Origin of the sequence: Enterobacter sp. RHBSTW-00318, assembly GCF_014101375.1 — a bacterium.
GTDB lineage: Bacteria > Pseudomonadota > Gammaproteobacteria > Enterobacterales > Enterobacteriaceae > Enterobacter > Enterobacter ludwigii.
Genome location: NZ_JABXQH010000001.1, coordinates 1,326,786 through 1,345,416 on the forward strand (window position 1 = coordinate 1,326,786; position 18,631 = coordinate 1,345,416).

Here is an 18,631-nt window from a genome sequence, read left to right on the forward strand (position 1 = left end):
TCACCTCACACAACCGTTAACGGAAGATTGTTTTTTCGTCAGAATTTACGCTAAATAACGCTTCGTCAGTTGAGCCAAATGATGCGCACCAAAACGGTGCTCCACTTTGGTGCAATAAAAGTTCATTGCCCCGTTTTCTGTGCAATGCATGACATCATCCCCTTTGTAAAACAACAGCTTGTAAAGTTGGCACGATTTTTTCATTGTGCCACTCGTTCTCGCAGGGGATCGCCCCGTGGATATAAAAGGAAATGCTATGAAGTCTGTATTAAAAGTTTCACTGGCTGCACTTACCCTGGCTTTTGCGGTCTCTTCCCAGGCTGCCGACAAACTGGTTGTGGCGACCGACACGGCGTTCGTTCCGTTTGAATTCAAACAGGGTGATAAGTACGTTGGCTTTGATGTTGATCTGTGGGCTGCTATCGCAAAAGAACTCAAACTGGATTACACCCTGAAGCCAATGGACTTCAGCGGCATCATCCCGGCACTGCAAACGAAAAACGTTGATCTGGCCCTGGCCGGTATCACCATTACTGAAGAACGTAAAAAAGCGATCGACTTCTCTGACGGCTACTACAAAAGCGGCCTGCTGGTGATGGTGAAAGCCGATAATAACGACGTAAAAAGCGTGAAAGACCTCGACGGTAAAGTCGTCGCGGTGAAAGGCGGTACCGGTTCTGTTGATTACGCGAAAGCAAACATCAAAACCAAAGACCTGCGTCAGTTCCCGAACATCGATAACGCCTACATGGAGCTGGGTACCAACCGTGCTGACGCAGTGCTGCACGATACCCCTAACATCCTGTACTTCATCAAAACGGCGGGCAACGGCAAGTTCAAAGCCGTCGGTGATTCTCTGGAAGCCCAGCAGTACGGTATTGCGTTCCCGAAAGGCAGCGACGACCTGCGTACGAAAGTTAACGGCGCGCTGAAAACCCTGAAAGAGAACGGCACCTACAACGAAATCTATAAAAAATGGTTCGGTACCGAGCCTAAATAATAATTCTTAAAAATGACGTTCACTCGGGGGCGACCTTTCGCCCCTGCTATTTTAGAAACACGGTAACAGTAACAGGAAACTATCATGCAGTTTGACTGGAGCGCCATCTGGCCTGCCATTCCTATCTTGCTTGAAGGCGCTAAAATGACCCTGTGGATTTCGGTCCTCGGTCTGGTTGGTGGGTTGATTATCGGTCTTGTCGCCGGTTTCGCCCGCACCTACGGCGGCTGGATTGCAAACCACATCGCACTGGTTTTCATCGAAGTGATCCGCGGCACCCCAATTGTCGTTCAGGTCATGTTCATCTACTTCGCCCTGCCAATGGCTTTCACCGACCTGCGCATTGACCCGTTCAGCGCCGCTGTCGTGACCATTATGATCAACTCAGGTGCCTATATCGCGGAAATTACCCGTGGTGCGGTCCTGTCGATTCATAAAGGTTTCAGTGAAGCGGGTCTGGCGTTAGGCCTTTCTCGTCGCGAAACTATCCGCCACGTCATTCTGCCGTTGGCCCTGCGCCGCATGCTGCCACCGCTGGGGAACCAGTGGATCATCAGTATTAAGGATACGTCGCTGTTCATCGTTATCGGCGTTGCTGAGCTGACCCGTCAGGGCCAGGAGATCATTGCGGGCAACTTCCGTGCGCTGGAAATCTGGAGTGCGGTAGCCGTTGTCTACCTGATCATCACTCTGGTTCTGAGTTTCGTTCTGCGTCGTCTTGAAAGAAGGATGAAAATCCTGTGATTGAATTTAAAAACGTTTCCAAGCACTTTGGCCCAACCCAGGTGCTGCACAATATCGATCTGAACATCAAACAGGGTGAAGTGGTGGTAATTATCGGGCCATCCGGTTCCGGTAAATCGACTCTGCTGCGCTGCATCAACAAGCTGGAAGAGATCACCAGCGGCGATCTGATTGTCGATGGCCTGAAGGTGAATGACCCGAAAGTCGACGACCGTCTGATTCGTCAGGAAGCCGGCATGGTGTTCCAGCAGTTCTACCTGTTCCCGCACCTGACGGCGCTGGAAAACGTAATGTTTGGTCCACTGCGCGTACGTGGTGCCAGCAAAGCGGCTGCGGAAACGCTGGCTAAAGATCTGCTGGCTAAAGTCGGCCTCGCGGAACGTGCTCATCACTACCCTTCTGAGTTGTCCGGTGGACAGCAGCAGCGTGTGGCTATCGCCCGCGCACTGGCGGTAAAACCGAAGATGATGTTGTTCGATGAGCCAACCTCGGCGCTTGACCCGGAACTGCGTCACGAAGTGCTGAAAGTCATGCAGGATCTGGCTGAAGAAGGGATGACAATGGTCATCGTGACCCACGAAATCGGCTTTGCTGAGAAAGTGGCTTCCCGCCTGATCTTTATTGATAAGGGCCGTATCGCTGAAGACGGTAACCCACAAGCGCTGATCGCTAATCCACCGAGCCAGCGCCTGCAGGAGTTCCTGCAGCACGTCTCCTGATAGCGCTTCAGTTACGCCATTCTGAGCCGGGCATGCCCGGCTTTTTTACGCCAGATTGTTCCCAAAAATCCTCCCGCGCGCCTCGCCCTCTATACTTATCTTTTTGTTCATTATTTTCACCGGAGGATGCCGTGCCGTGGATCTTGCTGTTGCTTAGCCTGTTTTGTGCGCCATCGTTCGCCGTTTCCATCCCCGGCGTCACCACCGGCACGACCGCCACACAGCAAACGACACCGCCCCCAGAGCCGGATGTTGAACAGAAAAAAGCCGCCTACAGTGCCCTTGCCGATGTGCTTGAAAACGATACCTCCCGGCAGGAGTTAATCGGACAATTGCGAAAAGTCGCCGCCACGCCACCGCAGGAACCGGTGCCGACAATTACCCCTCCGCAAGTGGAAGAACAAAAAACGGTGCTGGAAAATGTCACCGACGTGAGCCGTCACTATGGAAGCGAGCTCTCCTCGCGCTTTGCCCAGCTCTATCGCAACCTGATTGGTTCGCCCCATAAACCGTTTAATCCCCATACGTTTACGACAGCCGCCACGCAGTTTTTGATGCTGGCGGGCGCTGTATTTCTGTTTTACTGGCTGGTACGCCTGTGCGCATGGCCGCTCTACCGTAAGATGGGGCAATGGGGGCGCAAGAAGAACCAGCAGAAAAGCAGCTGGTTACACCTGCCGCTGATGATAGCGTCGGCGTTTATCATCGATTTACTGCTGCTGGCGCTGACGCTGTTTATGGGCCAGGTCCTGGCCGACAGGCTTAACGCCGGCAATAAAACCATCGCTTTCCAGCAGGCGCTCTTCCTTAACGCCTTTGCGCTGATTGAGTTCTTTAAGGCGCTGCTGCGTTTGATATTTTGCCCGCACGTACCGGATCTTCGTCCCTTCTCGATTCGGGATGAGAGCGCCAGATACTGGGCGCTGCGCCTCAGCGTGCTCAGTGGATTGATTGGTTACGGTCTGCTGGTTGCCGTGCCGATCATCTCCAACCAGGTCAACGTGCAGTTTGGCGCCCTGGCGAATGTGCTGATTATGATCTGCATTACCGTCTGGGCGTTGTACCTTATCTTCCATAACAAAAAGACCATTACCCAAAGCTTGCTGCATCTGGCCGATCGTTCCCTGTCGTTTTTCAGTCTCTTTATCCGCGCCTTCGCGCTGGTGTGGCACTGGCTGGCGAGCGCCTACTTTATCGTGTTGTGCTTCTTCTCGCTGTTCGACCCGGGCAACAGCCTGAAATTTATGATGGGGGCGACGTTCAAGAGCCTGGCCATCATTGGCATTGCGGCATTTGTCTCTGGCCTGCTGTCGCGCTGGCTATCGAAAACCTTCACCCTCTCGCCACAGGTGCAGCGCAGTTATCCGGAACTGCAAAAAAGGGTCAACGGCTGGATCTCGGTATCACTGAAAGTGGCGCGCATTCTCACCGTCTGCGTGGCGATTATGCTGTTGCTTAACGCATGGGGATTGTTTGACTTCTGGAACTGGCTGCACAACGGCGCGGGCGAAAAGACCGTCGATATTTTAATTCGCATCGCGCTGATCCTCTTCTTCTCTGCGGTTGGCTGGACGTTGCTGGCGAGCCTTATCGAGAACCGTCTGGTCTCCGACATTCACGGCCGCCCCCTGCCCAGCGCCCGTGCCCGCACCCTGCTGACGCTGTTTCGCAATGCGCTGGCGGTTATTATCAGCACCATTACCATCATGATTGTGCTCTCGGAAATCGGCGTGAACATCGCGCCACTGCTGGCAGGTGCCGGCGCGCTGGGGCTGGCTATCTCCTTTGGTTCGCAAACCCTGGTGAAGGATATAATCACCGGCGTCTTTATCCAGTTTGAGAACGGGATGAACACCGGGGATCTGGTCACGATTGGGCCGTTAACCGGCACGGTAGAGCGCATGTCCATTCGTTCCGTCGGCGTGCGCCAGGACACCGGGGCGTACCACATAATTCCATGGTCATCGATAACCACTTTCGCTAACTTTGTCCGAGGCATTGGCTCGGTAGTGGCCAACTACGACGTTGACCGTCATGAAGATGCAGATAAAGCGAAACAGGCGCTACGGGACGCCGTGGAAGAGATGATGGCGATGGAGGATATTCGCGGGCTGGTGATTGGAGAGCCGTCGTTTGCCGGTATTGTCGGCCTGACGAACACGGCATTTACCCTGCGCGTGTCGTTCACCACGCAGCCACTGAAGCAGTGGACGGTGCGCTTTGCGCTCGACAGTATGGTGAAAAAACACTTTGACCTGGCCGCGGTGCGGATGCCGGTGCAGACCTACCAGGTATTACCCTCACCGGCGTCCCCCACACCGCCACAGGAGCCCACCTTATAGCGTGGGGACCGGGTAACGGCGTCGCCTTACCCGGCCTGCCTGTGGGTTATTTACTGCGCTTGTTAGCGTCCATAAATGACCAGGCGATAAAGCGGCTCTGCTTCTGGCCTTGCGCCATCTCTTTTTTCACCACGTTAACGGCGCCCACGTCGGTCAGTGCACGGTACAGGGGGGGCAGGTTATCCCCACGGGATACCAGCGTCGTGAACCATTTAACCTGACGGCCAAATACTTTACTTTCCTCAATCATTCGCAGGATGAATGCCACTTCTCCCCCCTCGCACCACAGTTCCTGTTGCTGCCCCCCAAAGTTCAGCGCGGCATCTTCCGCCTGACCGAGATTGCGGCGTTTGCGCTCGCTGCCCGCACGGGCGGTGGCCGCGGAGTCATGGAACGGTGGGTTACACAGGGTGGCATCGTAGCTTTCGTTCTTGTGGATAATCCCGTTGAAGATCGATGCGGCATCTTTCTGCCGACGCAAGCGGACAGACCGGCTTAACCCAGGGTTGGCGTTGATAATCGCCTGTGCGCTGGAAAACGCCTCATTACCGATTTCACTGCCGGTAAAGCGCCAGTGATATTCATGAACGCCAATCAACGGATAAATCAGATTCGCCCCGGTACCGATATCAAGCACGGATGCTTGCTCAGGGATGACACCGTTGCGATCGCCAGCGAGAAGATCGGCAAGATGGTGGAGATAATCGGCCCGCCCCGGCACGGGTGGGCAGAGAAAGCCTTCCGGAATATCCCAGTGCGCCACACCGTAATAGTGTGCCAGCAGGGCTTTATTGAGCATTTTAACCGCCTGCGGATCGGCAAAGTTGACCGAAGGTTCACCGGCAGGTGTCTGCACAATGTAGTCCTGCAGCGAAGGACAGCTCTGACATAACGCATTCATGTCATAGCGGTTACGATGGCGATTTCGTGGGTGCAATCCCGGCTTTTGGGAAGTCATGGCTTTCTCCTTTAAACAGCGGCGTAAGATACCCTTTGCAGGCTCAACGGTAAATATTTCTCTGCGACGCTCAAAAACCCGTCATAAATCAAACACCTTTATGTCTATGATCTGTCAGTAAAACGTCAGTTTATATCGTTCAAAAAATAAGCAGATCATCATCAAATTTTTGCGCTAAATCACACTCGCCAGGCTTCTAAACTTAAAGGGAATCACCTGTTGTTTCCTCATGAGGATGTGATTATGAAAAAATACCTGACCCTTGTTGTTCTCGCGGGTGCACTGGCTACCGCGTCATTCTCTGCCATGGCGGTACAGTCATTGACCGACAATACAGATACCAGCCAGCTCAAGCCTGCGGGCACCGTCTCGGTAAGCCGCGCAAGTAACCTTGACGATCTCCAGAATAAACTCGCCGAAAAAGCCCGCCAGGAAGGGGCTAAAGGTTTCGTGGTTAACGCCGCGGGCGGGGATAACCATATGTATGGCACGGCGACCATTTATAAATAACGTCTCTTTCTATAAACAAACTGCATCTGCCTGACAGATGCAGTTCCTCTCTGCCTTGACTGCACGTTTTTTCACCCCATAGTAAAAACAGGGCTTAACAGATCCCAGGAGTAAACCATGGCTTCCGGTTGGGCGAATGATGACGCCGTTAACGAACAAATCAACAGTACAATTGAAGATGCGGTTGCGCGCGCTCGCGGTGAAATTCCGCGCGGTGAAAGTCTCTATGAATGTGAAGAGTGTGGAGAAGTGATCCCAGAAGCGCGGCGCAAAGCCATACCAGGCGTACGGTTATGCATCGCCTGCCAGCAGGAGAAAGATTCGAAAAATAGCGCGCACTCAGGATATAATCGCAGAGGATCGAAAGACAGCCAGCTACGTTGACTTTCCTTTACCGAAGTTAACGGCGCAGGCGGTTACCTTTACGCTCACGGTTTTTTGCGAACCGCGTAGCAAAATGTGCCCTTCTCGTCGCTTCTGTAAAGCGCAGCTACAAGAAGTGTAAAGTCGTCCTCTGAATTTATTAATATTCAATAAGTTATTTGTCATTCAATTTTTTTGAGCAACCACGTCAATTCTCTTCGATTTTCTCTCGCATAAAAAAACGTGATACTTATCACATCGACGGAACATCGTCCCCTTAACAGAATCACCTGCGAGAGATTAATTATGAAAACCATCAAATATGCTGTTGCTGCTGTTGCCCTGTCCGCTCTGTCTTTCGGCGCTTTTGCTGCAGAACCTGTGTCTCCATCTCAGGCGCAGAGCATGAACAAACTCGGTGTGGTAAGTGCTGAAGGCGCGACCACTCTGGACGGTCTGGAAGCGAAACTGGCTGAGAAAGCTGCTGCTGCCGGTGCAAGCGGATACACCATCACCTCCGCGAACACCAATAACAAACTGAGCGGTACTGCGGTTATCTATAAGTAATTGACTGAATGCTCCACCCTCGCCATACCCTCTGGTGAGCTGCTCCAACCCTCATTGACCCTGTTGTTGTTACCCTTGCTTGCCCGTCCGCCACTGGACGGGCTTTTTTTTTTTGGGCTTAAAACGTCTTCCCGACGCGTTCCATCCCTGCCTCTACGGATTCAACTTCACCGGTCGCCAGCAGGCAACAGGCCATCTGCAGCTTGATCGCGTGCGGTACCGGAACCTTTCCGGCCAGGCACTGCTCAATCCAGTGGGCGGTGGTATGCGGATCTTTTGCGTCAGGCAGGATCGCGTCGGAACGCTCTTCCCCTCGCTCGAGAATGGCGCGCATGCCAGCGGAATCAATCAGCATCATCTGTGGGCAGCGCTGCGGGTTAGCATACACCTCGCCTTCCGTGCCGTGCATCAACAAGGCCCTGCCGCCTATGTCTTCAAAGAATTTCCCCACTCGCGTCACGTACTCCGGGTGAGAGACGCTGGAAAGACGCAGAGCCGCGTCTTCGCCAAACGGCGTAGCCAGTTTCGCCAGCGTATGCGCGCTGTTACGCACGCCCATGCGCCAGCGCATATCAAGCTGCTTCTCCAGCGGGGGGCAGAGTGCTCCGACAGGGATATAAACCGGCTGATGGCCATCAAGCTTCGCCTGTGCCTGGCCGGCATGCCGTGTGGGTTCGATACCCAGCATGCCGAAAATCGTTTCGGTCAGCACGCGGGTTGGATCTTCGCTTACGCCATGCACCACCACCGGGAAGCCCAGCTTGTGCAATAAAATAGCGAGCAGCGGCGTCAGGTTGGCCTGCTTGCGTGCCCCGTTGTAGCTCGGGATCACAATCGGCATCGGTTTTGCCACTGGCGCGTTTAAGCGCAGGGTCTGCGCCTGCATTGCTTCGTAGAAGCCACGCATCTCCGCTTCGCCTTCTCCTTTGATACGCAGCGCTATCAGGATACCGCCCATTTCAAGGTCGGGTACGTCACCGTTGAGCATATGCGTATAGAGCGCACGAGCGGTTTCATGGTCCAGATCGCGGGCATGATTTTTCCCTCGTCCTACCTCTTTGATAATTTTGCGATAATCCACGACATCTCTCCTGACAGCTTCATCTTGTTAACAATATAGCCCTGAAGAACGTCTGGCCGTTAGTGTTTTTGAACCGGATCATCCTTCTGTTTTTATGACGAAAAAAGAAACTCAAGCACTATTTCAATTATTTGTGATTGCCGTTGAAGATTCTTACCCCACCCGTTTCTGATTAAATAACCAACGGAAAATCATTTAAGGTCAACGGTGAAAACGTCCAGGCAACGTTCTCACCAGAAACATACCAGGATTTGTTATGAACAAGGTTGCTATAGGTTTATTTATCGCCGCAACGGCAGGATGTTCTGCATCCGCATTTGCGGCAACAAACGGTGAAGGTCAGATTAACTTCACCGGTGAAATTATTGATTCTGCTTGTCAGGTAGTGAACGGGTTAAGTAATCCATTAAATGTTCAGTTAGGGAAGGTGCGAACAAGTCCCTGATATGAGATCATGTTTGTCATCTGGAGCCATGGAACAGGGTTCATCATGAGTCATCAACTTACCTTCGCCGACAGTGAATTCAGCAGTAAGCGCCGTCAGACCAGAAAAGAGATTTTCTTGTCCCGCATGGAGCAGATTCTGCCATGGCAAAACATGGTGGAAGTCATCGAGCCGTTTTACCCCAAGGCTGGTAATGGCCGGCGACCTTATCCGCTGGAAACCATGCTACGCATTCACTGCATGCAGCATTGGTACAACCTGAGCGATGGCGCGATGGAAGATGCTCTGTACGAAATCGCCTCCATGCGTCTGTTTGCCCGGTTATCCCTGGATAGCGCCTTGCCGGACCGCACCACCATCATGAATTTCCGCCACCTGCTGGAGCAGCATCAACTGGCCCGCCAATTGTTCAAGACCATCAATCGCTGGCTGGCCGAAGCAGGCGTCATGATGACTCAAGGCACCTTGGTCGATGCCACCATCATTGAGGCACCCAGCTCGACCAAGAACAAAGAGCAGCAACGCGATCCGGAGATGCATCAGACCAAGAAAGGCAATCAGTGGCACTTTGGCATGAAGGCCCACATTGGTGTCGATGCCAAGAGTGGCCTGACCCACAGCCTAGTCACCACCGCGGCCAACGAGCATGACCTCAATCAGCTGGGTAATCTGCTGCATGGAGAGGAGCAATTTGTCTCAGCCGATGCCGGCTACCAAGGGGCGCCACAGCGCGAGGAGCTGGCCGAGGTGGATGTGGACTGGCTGATCGCCGAGCGCCCCGGCAAGGTAAGAACCTTGAAACAGCATCCACGCAAGAACAAAACGGCCATCAACATCGAATACATGAAAGCCAGCATCCGGGCCAAGGTGGAGCACCCATTTCGCATCATCAAGCGACAGTTCGGCTTCGTGAAAGCCAGATACAAGGGGTTGCTGAAAAACGATAACCAACTGGCGATGTTATTCACGCTGGCCAACCTGTTTCGGGCGGACCAAATGATACGTCAGTGGGAGAGATCTCACTAAAAACTGGGGATAACGCCTTAAATGGCGAAGAAACGGTCTAAATAGGCTGATTCAAGGCATTTACGGGAGAAAAAATCGGCTCAAACATGAAGAAATGAAATGACTGAGTCAGCCGAGAAGAATTTCCCCACTTATTCGCACCTTCCCTGGAGTTTGGAGCCCGTTATATTCAGACCCAGGCCGCAATCACCGCAGGCCTGGCAAATGCCGTGTCGACCTTCACCGTTATTTATAACTGATATTATCCATCCTGAGATATTAGCTCTGTTCTGAGAGTTAATATCTCTTCTTTTATTGAGATACCTTTATGCGCCACGGTTATTTACTGAGTGCTCTTTTACTGGTAGCCGCCACTTCCCATGCCGGTGTCGTTATTAATGGCACACGCCTGGTCTATCAGGGCGACAAAAAGGAGTCGTCTCTGGGTCTTTCAAACCCAGATGCCACGGATTATCTGGTACAGTCCTGGGTTGATTCTGGCGGTAAAAACCCGGCTAAAGCCCCCTTCCTGATCACCCCACCGCTGTTTCGTCTCGATGCGAAAGAGGATAACGTCCTGCGTGTCGTGCGCACCGGCGGAAATTTGCCCGAGGATCGTGAATCTCTTTACTGGCTTAATATCAAAGCTATTCCCTCGTCAAAGCACGTCGAAGGGGTAAATACCCTGCAGATTGCCATTAATACACGCATTAAATTGTTGTATCGCCCGTCAGCAATAACAGGCAAACCCGAGGCTGTGGCGGACAAGCTTCAGTGGCATCGTGAAGGTCACGACCTGGTTGTGAATAACCCGACGCCTTTCTATATGAATTTCCAGACGGTGATGCTTAACGGCCATAAAGTGGATAAAGCCACCTGGGCAGTCCCCAAAACGGAAACGCACTTTGCCTTACCCGATAATGCCAGCGGGTCGACCGTCACCTACTCCATTATTACTGATTACGGCAGCATCAGCCAGACCTGGTCGGCATCCGTTCATTAACACCCACTCAGGCTATTAATATCATCATGTACAGCCATAAAAAGCCGTTCATCCATCGCCTTTCTTCAATGCTGGTCATTTTATGTGGCCTGGCACTGGCGATCTTTGCGCAGCAGGTTATGGCTGATGATTATTTCAACCCGGCATTACTGGATATTGATAATCCTCAACAGGGGAAAACCGACCTGTCTGTTTATGAAAAAGGACCGGGACAAGCCCCCGGGAAATATCAGGTCAACATTTTCATCAACAATAATAAAATTGATACCCGTGATGTCACGTTCAAATTAATAAAAGACGCTCAGGGCAATCATTCTCTTCAACCCTGCTTTAGCCTGGATGAGCTAAAAAACCTTGGGATCAAAACCCGGCAGTATCCCGCGCTGATGGCTAAAGGCCAGTGCGCCGATATAAGCGCCATTCCCGCGGCATCCGCAACGTTTCAGGTTCGACATCAGCAACTGTTGCTCAGTATTCCACAAACGGCGCTGGGCCAGGTCCCGCGCGGGTATATCGACCCGAAAACGTTCGACGAAGGGATCACCGCAGGTCTGCTGAACTACAGCGCCACCGCCAGCCAGAGCCATGCCCGTGTGCAGGGAGAGCAGGATAACAGCAGCCAGTACGTTAACCTGCGCCCGGGCCTCAATGTGGGGGCCTGGCGCATACGCAATTATTCCACGTGGAATCGCAGCACAACGGGCAACGAGGAAGAGCACAGGTTCTCCTCCGTCTACACCTATGCTCAACGCGATATCGTGGCGATGAAAAGCGATATGACCGTCGGGCAAAGCACCTCCCCGTCGGACGTTTTCGACAGCGTGCCCTATACCGGGGTTGAGCTGAAATCCGATACCGACATGCTCCCGGACAGTGAAAAAGGCTATGCGCCGATTATTCGCGGCACTGCCCACAGCAATGCGCTGGTGATGGTTCGTCAGAACGGTTACGTCATTTATCAGAACACGGTTGCACCCGGTGCGTTTGAAATTAACGATCTCTATCCCACCGGCAGCAGCGGCGATCTGCAGGTCACCGTGAAAGAGACCGACGGCAGCGAAAGTCACTTTGTCGTGCCTTACGCCTCGGTCCCGGTCCTGCAGCGTGAAAAGAATCTCCGCTACAGCGTGACCGCCGGGCGTTACCGGTCTTACGACAAGGACGTCGAACAAACCCCGTTTGCCGAGGGCAGCGCCATCTACGGCATGCCATTGGGTTTCACCGCCTACGGTGGTGCGCAGCAGAGTCGCCATTATCAGTCCCGGGCGCTGGGCGTCGGGAAAAACCTGGGCGATTTGGGTGCTTTCTCCCTTGATGTCACCCGCGCCAAAGCGCTGCTGAAAAAGCAGCAGGCCAGCAAAGGCCGCTCCTGGCGCGTTCGCTACAGCAAAGATTTTGTCGCCTCGGGCACTCACTTCTCCCTGGCGGGCTATCGCTACAACAGCAAAGGGTTTTACACCCTGGAAGACACGATGGAGTCTTACACCCGTTCAGACGACGGGTCTGCGCCGCAGCAGCGACGTGCCCGAACGGAAGCCACCGTCGACCAGACGCTGCCCGCGGGCTGGGGCTCTGTCACCCTGAGCCTGGTCAAAGAGACCTACTGGAGCCAGAGCCAGGATATGACCTCCATGAGCGTCAGCTACAACAACAGCTGGCACGGCGTCAGCTACAGCCTGAGCTACAGCATGAACAAAAACACCCAGGACAGCGATGCGAACGGTGACGATGTGATGAACGACAACCAGTTCTCGTTAAATGTCTCCGTTCCACTGGATCGCTGGATGCATAACACCTGGGCCACCTACAACCTCAACAACACCAAAGACGGTACGACGCAGAACATCGGCCTTAACGGTACCGCGCTGAAGGGAGACAACCTGAACTGGAATATTCAGGAGGGGCTGAGCAGTACCGGTAGCGGAAACTCCACCAGCATGAACGCCGATTATAAAGCGACCTATGGCGAAGTGAGTGGCGGGGTAAGCCAGGATAAATCCAGCAAACCGTAAACGTCGGGCTGCAGGGTGGCGCGATCGTGCACGCCAACGGGATAACCCTGAGCCAGCCGCTCGGAGAGACCATTGCGCTGGTGAAAGCACCGGGAACACACGGTACCCATATCGCCAATCAGACGGGCGTTGAGACCGACTTCCGCGGCTATACCGTCGTGCCGTTTGTTACCCCTTATCGCCACAATACCATTGCGCTGGATACCGAAACCCTGCCCGACGAGGCCGACGTGACGCACGCAGCGTACGTTGTTACCCCGACACGCGGGGCCGTGGTGCGCGCCAGCTTTAATACCCGCGTGGGCAGCCGGGTCCTGATGACGCTGACGCACAACGGTAAACCGCTGCCCTTCGGTGCGACGGTAACAACGGAGGATAAGGACAGCGAATTTATTGTCGGCAATGACGGCCAGACCTATCTCTCCGGCCTGCCAAAGCAAGGGCATCTCGCCGTCACCTGGGGACAGGATGCGAGCGAGCACTGCGAGGCCGACTACGTCCTTACGGATGAGACAGAGAAAACCAACATCCTTAACGCTGCTGCGCAGTGCCACTGATTCACCGTTCAGGCAAACCATTATGCAAATGATTAAACAGTGCTTTTTCTTCCTGGTCCTGGGAACCGCCGCGTTATTTATGCCACATGCTAACGCGCTCTGTACCTCCTCCGATCTGCCAAAACAGATTAATGTGGCCTCCGTATCCGTCTCAAGCACGTTGCCGGTAGGTGCCACCATTCCGGGCACCGAGCAGACCGTTCACGTAGCGGGCAACTGCTATAACCCTTCTGACTTCGGGCTTCCGATTGTTGCGTGCTATTACGGCGCAGGTCTGGAGATCCCCGGTCTTTCTGGGGTGTATGAATCAGGGCTGGAAGGAATTGGCGTAGCGCTGATGAATGACAAAGGCCAGCGAATTACCGGCGCCGGGGGAATTTACTGTAATTCAAGCGGCACGCCGCTGGGCTATGTCTCCAACGACATTTCTGAGGCCTTTAACTTTAATGTCACGCTGGAACTGGTGAAAACGAGCAATACGGTCAAATCAGGTTCGCTTTCTCAGGCGGAGTCTAAATTTGGTGTCGGGGTTTATCAGCATGAAGGCATCAGCGATCCTAATACGATTTCCTATGCGGGCAATGTGAATCTCGAAACGGTTACCTGCTCTGTCCTGCCTAAAAATCTCACCGTGAACCTGGGCGATTTTCCCGTCAGTGATTTTATCAGTATCGGGTTGCTATCCAGCCCTGCACAAAACTTTGACGTCACGATTAATTGCGACAGCACCGTCCAGCCTGAGCTAAAGGTGACCAGCGCAAACGGCTACGAAACGGCATTCGAAGGGGTGATCAAATTGACTCAGCAGAACGGCATGGCAACCGGCGTGGGCGTGAGAATGCTCTTTGATGACCATCTCGCCACCTTTGACACCTATGTCAGCACCCGAAGCCAGGCCATCGCCAACGAAACCCTGCGAATACCGTTCGAGGTTCGTTACGAACAGGTCAGCAACGTGGTGACACCGGGGCCGGCCAATACCGTGGCGACGATCACTCTGGCTTATAAGTGACCAACATGAAAAAGACACTTGCGATCCTGATTCTCGGCTTGATTGCCCGGGCACAGGCGGACGATATTCAGATCCAGATGACAGGCAATATTTACGCCAACACCTGCATTATTGACAGCGCCAGCCGCAACCTGACGGTGGATTTAGGCCAGGCGGTATCAGGGGATTTTAAAAATGTGGGCGATACCGGCGCGTGGAAAGACTTTACGCTCTCGGTCTCACATTGCCCTCCCACACTTGCGCTGGCGACCGCCTTTTTCTATGGTCAGGCCGACAGTACGCACCCGACAAAATTCGCCAATATCGGCAGTGCGAAAGGGTTGGCTCTGGAACTGGCAGACCGCCAGGACAATATACTCATTGCCCCGCAGGCAGCCTTTAACGTTCCGGTTAACTCAGCGGACCACACGGCAACGTTTCCTCTGGCTGCCCGCTATTATGCCAGCGCATTGCCCGTCACCGCCGGAACGTTTAACAGCGTGGTCCAGGTGACCTTTACTTACCAGTAGGACCGCGCCCCTTCGTACGGACGCTTTTACGCCGCCCGGCGGCAGGTTTTGCCGGACGTTTTTTAACGTCGGGCACGTCCGGCTGTTCAATCGGAAAAACCGGCAGAGCGTTGAGTAACCGCTGGCCGTAATTTTTGGTGAGCAGACGTTTGTCATAAATCACCACCTCTCCCCAGCAGCTGTGGCTACGGATCAGACGCCCCACCTGCTGAATCAGATTAAACGACGCCGCGGGTAAGCTTTGGACCTCGAACGGATAGCGATTGAGGCTTTTGAGCCATTCACCTTCGGTGATGACGACCGGGCTGTCGATGGGCGGGAAGGCGATTTTATGGATATGCACCTGCGTCAGGTAATCCCCCTTCAGATCCAGCCCCTCCGCGAATGATTGCAGCCCGATCAGCACGCTACGTTCCCCGTTATCAATGCGTTTGCGGTGCAGCTCTACCAGCCGGTAGCGGGGCTGATCGCCCTGCACCAGCAACAGCAATCGCAGGTCGGTAACGTGCTCCAGAAAACGCTGCATCGCCCTTCCACTGGCAAACAGGACCAGCATGCCGGGATATTTTTCACTCTCCAGCTGCTCGCGGAAATACGCTGCCATTTCGGCAATGTGCTGTTCTTCGTTGTCGATAAGCGGCTCATACTTCATGCGCGGAATGACCAGCTTGCCCTGCTCACAGTGGTTAAACGGCGAGTCCAGCGCCACAAAACGGTCGCCGGCTTTCTCTTTCAGCCCGCTCATCTCCTGTAAACGGGAGAAACTGTTCAGGGAACGCAACGTCGCGGAAGTCACTACCACGTGCGGCACGCTGCGCCAGATAAGCTTTTCCAGCTGATCGGCAACACGAATCCCCACGCAGTGGAAAAACAGGTGCGCCTGTCCGTCTTTCACGTCACGGGTTGCCCATTTGGTGACCGGCGCACCGGACGCCTGCGCCATCGAGGCCAGACGCCAGAGCTTGCTCTGGGCTTCGAACATGCCCAACGCACGGTTCATCTGCAGCAGAATGCGGTGCAAACGCACCACGTCGTGGGTACCGGTTTTCTCACTGAGATCGTTTAAGAACATCTCCGCCAGCCCGCGCAGCTTTTCAAGGTGCTTCGCCAGCTGCTGGCAGATCTCCATCACCTCGTCGGGCAGCTCTCCCATCGCAAAGCGATGCTCTGCTTCCTGGGTCGCCGGGAGATAAAGATTGAGGATGTTATTCAGGGAAGCAATAAGGCTGTAGACCGCTTCGCAATGTTCGCTCAGCCGCTCGGGCACCGCCAGCGGCGGCGTGGTTTTCGGGCGGAACTGCTCCATACAGGTCGCCACCAGCTTGCAGAACAGATCCAGCTGCAGGCGGAACCACGGCGCGGTGATTTCGGCGCTCATCTCCAGCGCATCCCGCGCCACATCGGGCAAATGGTGGCCTTCATCGAGCACCAGCAGCAGGTTTTTGGGCTCCGGCAGGACGGCCTCACTCTCCAGCGCGGCCATGACCAGCGCGTGGTTAGCGACAACCACCTCCGCTTCCTGAATCTCCCGCCGTGCGACAAAGAACGGGCACTCGCGATAGTAGTGGCAGTTGCGGTTAAGGCAACTGGCTTTATCGGTGCTGAGCCTGCGCCACAAATCATCGCTAATGGCATGGCTGGTGTGATCGCGAAGGCCGTCCCACTTGTAGCTGTCGAGCTCGGTTTTTAGCTTCGCGCACTGCTCCTGTTCTGCTTTGTTGTTCGGCGTCAGTTCATCATCCAGGAAGGCCAGCAGATCCTGCTGAGAGGGCTCACTGCTGGCGAGAGCCGCGAGATTGCGCGGACACACATAACGCCCGCGGCCAAAGGCGGCTGTAAATCGCAGTTCGGGGATAATTTTGCGCAGCAACGGCAGGTCTTTGCTGAAGATTTGATCCTGCAGGGCCACGTTAGCGGTGCTGACCACCAGCGTTTTTTGCTCTTCCCGCGCGATGGCAATGCCCGGGATTAAATACGAAAGGGTTTTCCCGACACCCGTCGGGGCTTCAATCGCCAGATGTCGTCCGTCGTCCCCGGAGAGCGTTTTTGCCACATCAGCAATCATCTGCCGCTGAGGCGCTCGGGGGATAAAATCGGGGATCTGCTGTTGTAGCGCCTTATACCAGGCGCCAATTTGCGCTTTGAGCGCCGCGGTTAAAGCCATCGGAGGACCTGAAATACTGTATAAACAGCCACTATTGTGGCACTTTCTTTCCGCTGCCGCAAAAGAAAAGCCCGGCTTTACGACCGGGCTTCCAGATTACTGCGGGTTAGCAGGTTTACGCGGGCGGCGTCGGCGCTGCCCTTCCCCTGCTGGTTTCCCCTCGCCGCTACGCCATGGGCTTTCACCGCCTGGCTTAGCCTCTGTATTACGACGCGGAGGTTTGCCCGCGGCTTTCGGTGCACCGCCTTCAGAACGACGCGGCTGCTGACTGCGCCCCCCGCCACCCTGACCACGACCACCGCCGCCGCCCTGACGGCCATTCTGAATAGGCTCCGCCTTGATGGACGGGTCCACGTCATAGCCCGGGGTTTCGATGCGCGGGATCTCTTTTCTCAGCAGACGTTCGATATCACGCAGCAGTTTGTGTTCATCCACACACACCAGCGAGAGCGCTTCACCGGTTGCCGCCGCTCTACCGGTACGACCGATACGGTGAACATAGTCTTCCGGTACGTTTGGCAGCTCGTAGTTTACGACGTGCGGCAGCTCTTCAATATCCAGACCGCGGGCAGCAATGTCGGTCGCAACCAGGACGCGAATGTCACCGGATTTAAATTCAGCCAGCGCGCGGGTACGTGCCCCCTGGCTTTTGTTGCCGTGGATCGCCGCGCTGCGGATACCGTCTTTATTCAGTTGTTCCGCCAGATGGTTAGCGCCGTGCTTGGTACGGGTAAAGACCAGCACCTGCTGCCAGTTGCCCTGACCAATCATATGGGAGAGCAGTTCCCGCTTACGCTTTTTATCAACGAAGTGCACGTGCTGGGTAATTTGCTCAGAGGCGGTGTTGCGACGCGCCACTTCCACTTCCAGCGGGTTATGCAGCAGTTTTTCCGCCAGCGCCTTGATCTCATCAGAGAAGGTGGCAGAGAACAGCAGGTTCTGACGACGCGGTGGCAGCTTAGCCAGCACGCGACGAATGTCGTGGATAAAGCCCATATCCAGCATGCGGTCAGCTTCGTCCAGCACCAGGATTTCGATGCTATCAAGCTTCAGGGCATTCTGGTGCTCAAGATCCAACAGACGACCCGGCGTTGCCACCAGCACGTCCACGCCACCGCGCAGCTTCATCATCTGCGGGTTAATACTTACTCCACCGAAAACCACCAGCGAGCGAATGTTGAGATAGCGGCTGTACTCACGCACGTTCTCACCAATCTGGGCCGCCAGCTCACGCGTTGGGGTGAGGATCAGGGCACGCACCGGACGACGTCCTTTGGCGTGCGGCTGATTTTTTACCAGCAGCTCTAACAGCGGCAGGGTAAAACCCGCGGTCTTACCGGTACCGGTCTGGGCGCTGGCCATCAGGTCGCGGCCCTGCAGAACGGCCGGAATAGCCTGCTGCTGGATTGGGGTTGGCTCGACGTAGCCCTGCTCTGCGATAGCGCGCAAAATTTCAGGGTTCAGGCCAAGGGAATCAAAAGACATAAAAACTCCGAACCGCCCCGACCATCACAGGTGTAGTTTTCAGGGAGATATAACGAATAGGGAAGGACAAAAACCACAATGTCGTGAAGCAGCGGAGTGTAGCAGGTTTTGTGACGTGGCGCATAAAATATCCCGCGGCGCTGCGTTGACGAAAG

At 54.5% G+C, this 18,631-nt stretch carries 15 protein-coding genes and 3 pseudogenes; 14 read left to right on the forward strand and 4 right to left on the reverse strand.

Annotated features, from left to right (window positions below):
* Window positions 1-256: 256 nt before the first annotated feature.
* From glnH to ybiO, 4 genes are all read left to right on the forward strand, one after another.
* The gene (glnH, locus tag HV157_RS06525) at window positions 257-1,000 is read left to right on the forward strand and encodes a glutamine ABC transporter substrate-binding protein GlnH (protein ID WP_014883108.1); all 744 of its coding nucleotides are present in this window, start codon (window positions 257-259) and stop codon (window positions 998-1,000) included.
* Window positions 1,001-1,084: 84 nt separating this feature from the next.
* Window positions 1,085-1,744 carry a glutamine ABC transporter permease GlnP gene (gene glnP, locus HV157_RS06530; protein ID WP_014169254.1) on the forward strand — a complete coding sequence of 220 codons (660 nt, stop codon included), beginning with the start codon at window positions 1,085-1,087 and terminating at the stop codon, window positions 1,742-1,744.
* Complete coding sequence (glnQ, locus tag HV157_RS06535; protein ID WP_014169252.1) at window positions 1,741-2,463, forward strand: glutamine ABC transporter ATP-binding protein GlnQ; 723 nt, start codon at window positions 1,741-1,743, stop codon at window positions 2,461-2,463. Before glnP ends, glnQ begins: the two co-directional genes overlap by 4 nt.
* Before the next feature lie 131 nt (window positions 2,464-2,594).
* Window positions 2,595-4,805 carry a mechanosensitive channel protein gene (gene ybiO / locus HV157_RS06540; RefSeq protein ID WP_047366371.1) on the forward strand — a complete coding sequence of 737 codons (2,211 nt, stop codon included), beginning with the start codon at window positions 2,595-2,597 and terminating at the stop codon, window positions 4,803-4,805.
* A 46-nt stretch (window positions 4,806-4,851) separates the two neighbouring features.
* Here the strand turns inward: ybiO and rlmF are convergent, their stop codons facing one another.
* Window positions 4,852-5,763 carry a 23S rRNA (adenine(1618)-N(6))-methyltransferase RlmF gene (rlmF, locus tag HV157_RS06545; RefSeq protein WP_044866819.1) on the reverse strand — a complete coding sequence of 304 codons (912 nt, stop codon included), beginning with the start codon at window positions 5,761-5,763 and terminating at the stop codon, window positions 4,852-4,854.
* 243 nt (window positions 5,764-6,006) lie between these two features.
* On the opposite strand from rlmF, the gene mcbA reads away from it, so the two are divergent.
* From mcbA to ybiJ, 3 genes are all read left to right on the forward strand, one after another.
* Window positions 6,007-6,273 (forward strand): DUF1471 family periplasmic protein McbA, encoded by a 267-nt coding sequence (mcbA, locus tag HV157_RS06550; protein ID WP_032677729.1) that lies wholly within the window; start codon window positions 6,007-6,009, stop codon window positions 6,271-6,273.
* 117 nt (window positions 6,274-6,390) lie between these two features.
* Window positions 6,391-6,657 (forward strand): DksA/TraR family C4-type zinc finger protein, encoded by a 267-nt coding sequence (locus HV157_RS06555; RefSeq protein ID WP_014169247.1) that lies wholly within the window; start codon window positions 6,391-6,393, stop codon window positions 6,655-6,657.
* Window positions 6,658-6,942: 285 nt separating this feature from the next.
* On the forward strand, window positions 6,943-7,203 hold the full coding sequence (gene ybiJ, locus HV157_RS06560; protein ID WP_020884917.1) for a DUF1471 family protein YbiJ: 261 nt from the start codon (window positions 6,943-6,945) through the stop codon (window positions 7,201-7,203).
* A 118-nt stretch (window positions 7,204-7,321) separates the two neighbouring features.
* Here ybiJ and ybiB read toward each other — a convergent pair whose 3' ends face one another.
* On the reverse strand, window positions 7,322-8,284 hold the full coding sequence (gene ybiB, locus HV157_RS06565; protein ID WP_182268371.1) for a DNA-binding protein YbiB: 963 nt from the start codon (window positions 8,282-8,284) through the stop codon (window positions 7,322-7,324).
* Window positions 8,285-8,540: 256 nt separating this feature from the next.
* On the opposite strand from ybiB, the pseudogene HV157_RS06570 reads away from it, so the two are divergent.
* From HV157_RS06570 to HV157_RS06600, 7 genes and pseudogenes are all read left to right on the forward strand, one after another.
* Window positions 8,541-8,714 (forward strand): annotated as a pseudogene (locus HV157_RS06570) (type 1 fimbrial protein); the annotation flags it as partial.
* Between the two features lie 60 nt (window positions 8,715-8,774).
* Complete coding sequence (locus HV157_RS06575; protein ID WP_000019402.1) at window positions 8,775-9,755, forward strand: IS5-like element IS5 family transposase; 981 nt, start codon at window positions 8,775-8,777, stop codon at window positions 9,753-9,755.
* Between the two features lie 146 nt (window positions 9,756-9,901).
* Window positions 9,902-9,994, forward strand: a pseudogene (locus HV157_RS06580) (type 1 fimbrial protein); the annotation flags it as partial.
* A 68-nt stretch (window positions 9,995-10,062) separates the two neighbouring features.
* Window positions 10,063-10,737 carry a molecular chaperone gene (locus HV157_RS06585; protein ID WP_032677726.1) on the forward strand — a complete coding sequence of 225 codons (675 nt, stop codon included), beginning with the start codon at window positions 10,063-10,065 and terminating at the stop codon, window positions 10,735-10,737.
* Between the two features lie 26 nt (window positions 10,738-10,763).
* Window positions 10,764-13,306 (forward strand): annotated as a pseudogene (locus tag HV157_RS06590) (fimbria/pilus outer membrane usher protein).
* Window positions 13,307-13,328: 22 nt separating this feature from the next.
* Window positions 13,329-14,318 carry a fimbrial protein gene (locus tag HV157_RS06595; protein WP_044866821.1) on the forward strand — a complete coding sequence of 330 codons (990 nt, stop codon included), beginning with the start codon at window positions 13,329-13,331 and terminating at the stop codon, window positions 14,316-14,318.
* Window positions 14,319-14,323: 5 nt separating this feature from the next.
* Complete coding sequence (locus HV157_RS06600) at window positions 14,324-14,827, forward strand: fimbrial protein (RefSeq protein ID WP_025204629.1); 504 nt, start codon at window positions 14,324-14,326, stop codon at window positions 14,825-14,827.
* Here HV157_RS06600 and dinG read toward each other — a convergent pair.
* On the reverse strand, window positions 14,814-16,991 hold the full coding sequence (gene dinG, locus HV157_RS06605; protein ID WP_025204630.1) for an ATP-dependent DNA helicase DinG: 2,178 nt from the start codon (window positions 16,989-16,991) through the stop codon (window positions 14,814-14,816). The two genes, HV157_RS06600 and dinG, sit on opposite strands and share 14 nt — an antisense overlap.
* Window positions 16,992-17,087: 96 nt before the next feature.
* On the reverse strand, window positions 17,088-18,476 hold the full coding sequence (rhlE, locus tag HV157_RS06610; protein ID WP_020884924.1) for an ATP-dependent RNA helicase RhlE: 1,389 nt from the start codon (window positions 18,474-18,476) through the stop codon (window positions 17,088-17,090).
* Window positions 18,477-18,631 lie beyond the last annotated feature (155 nt).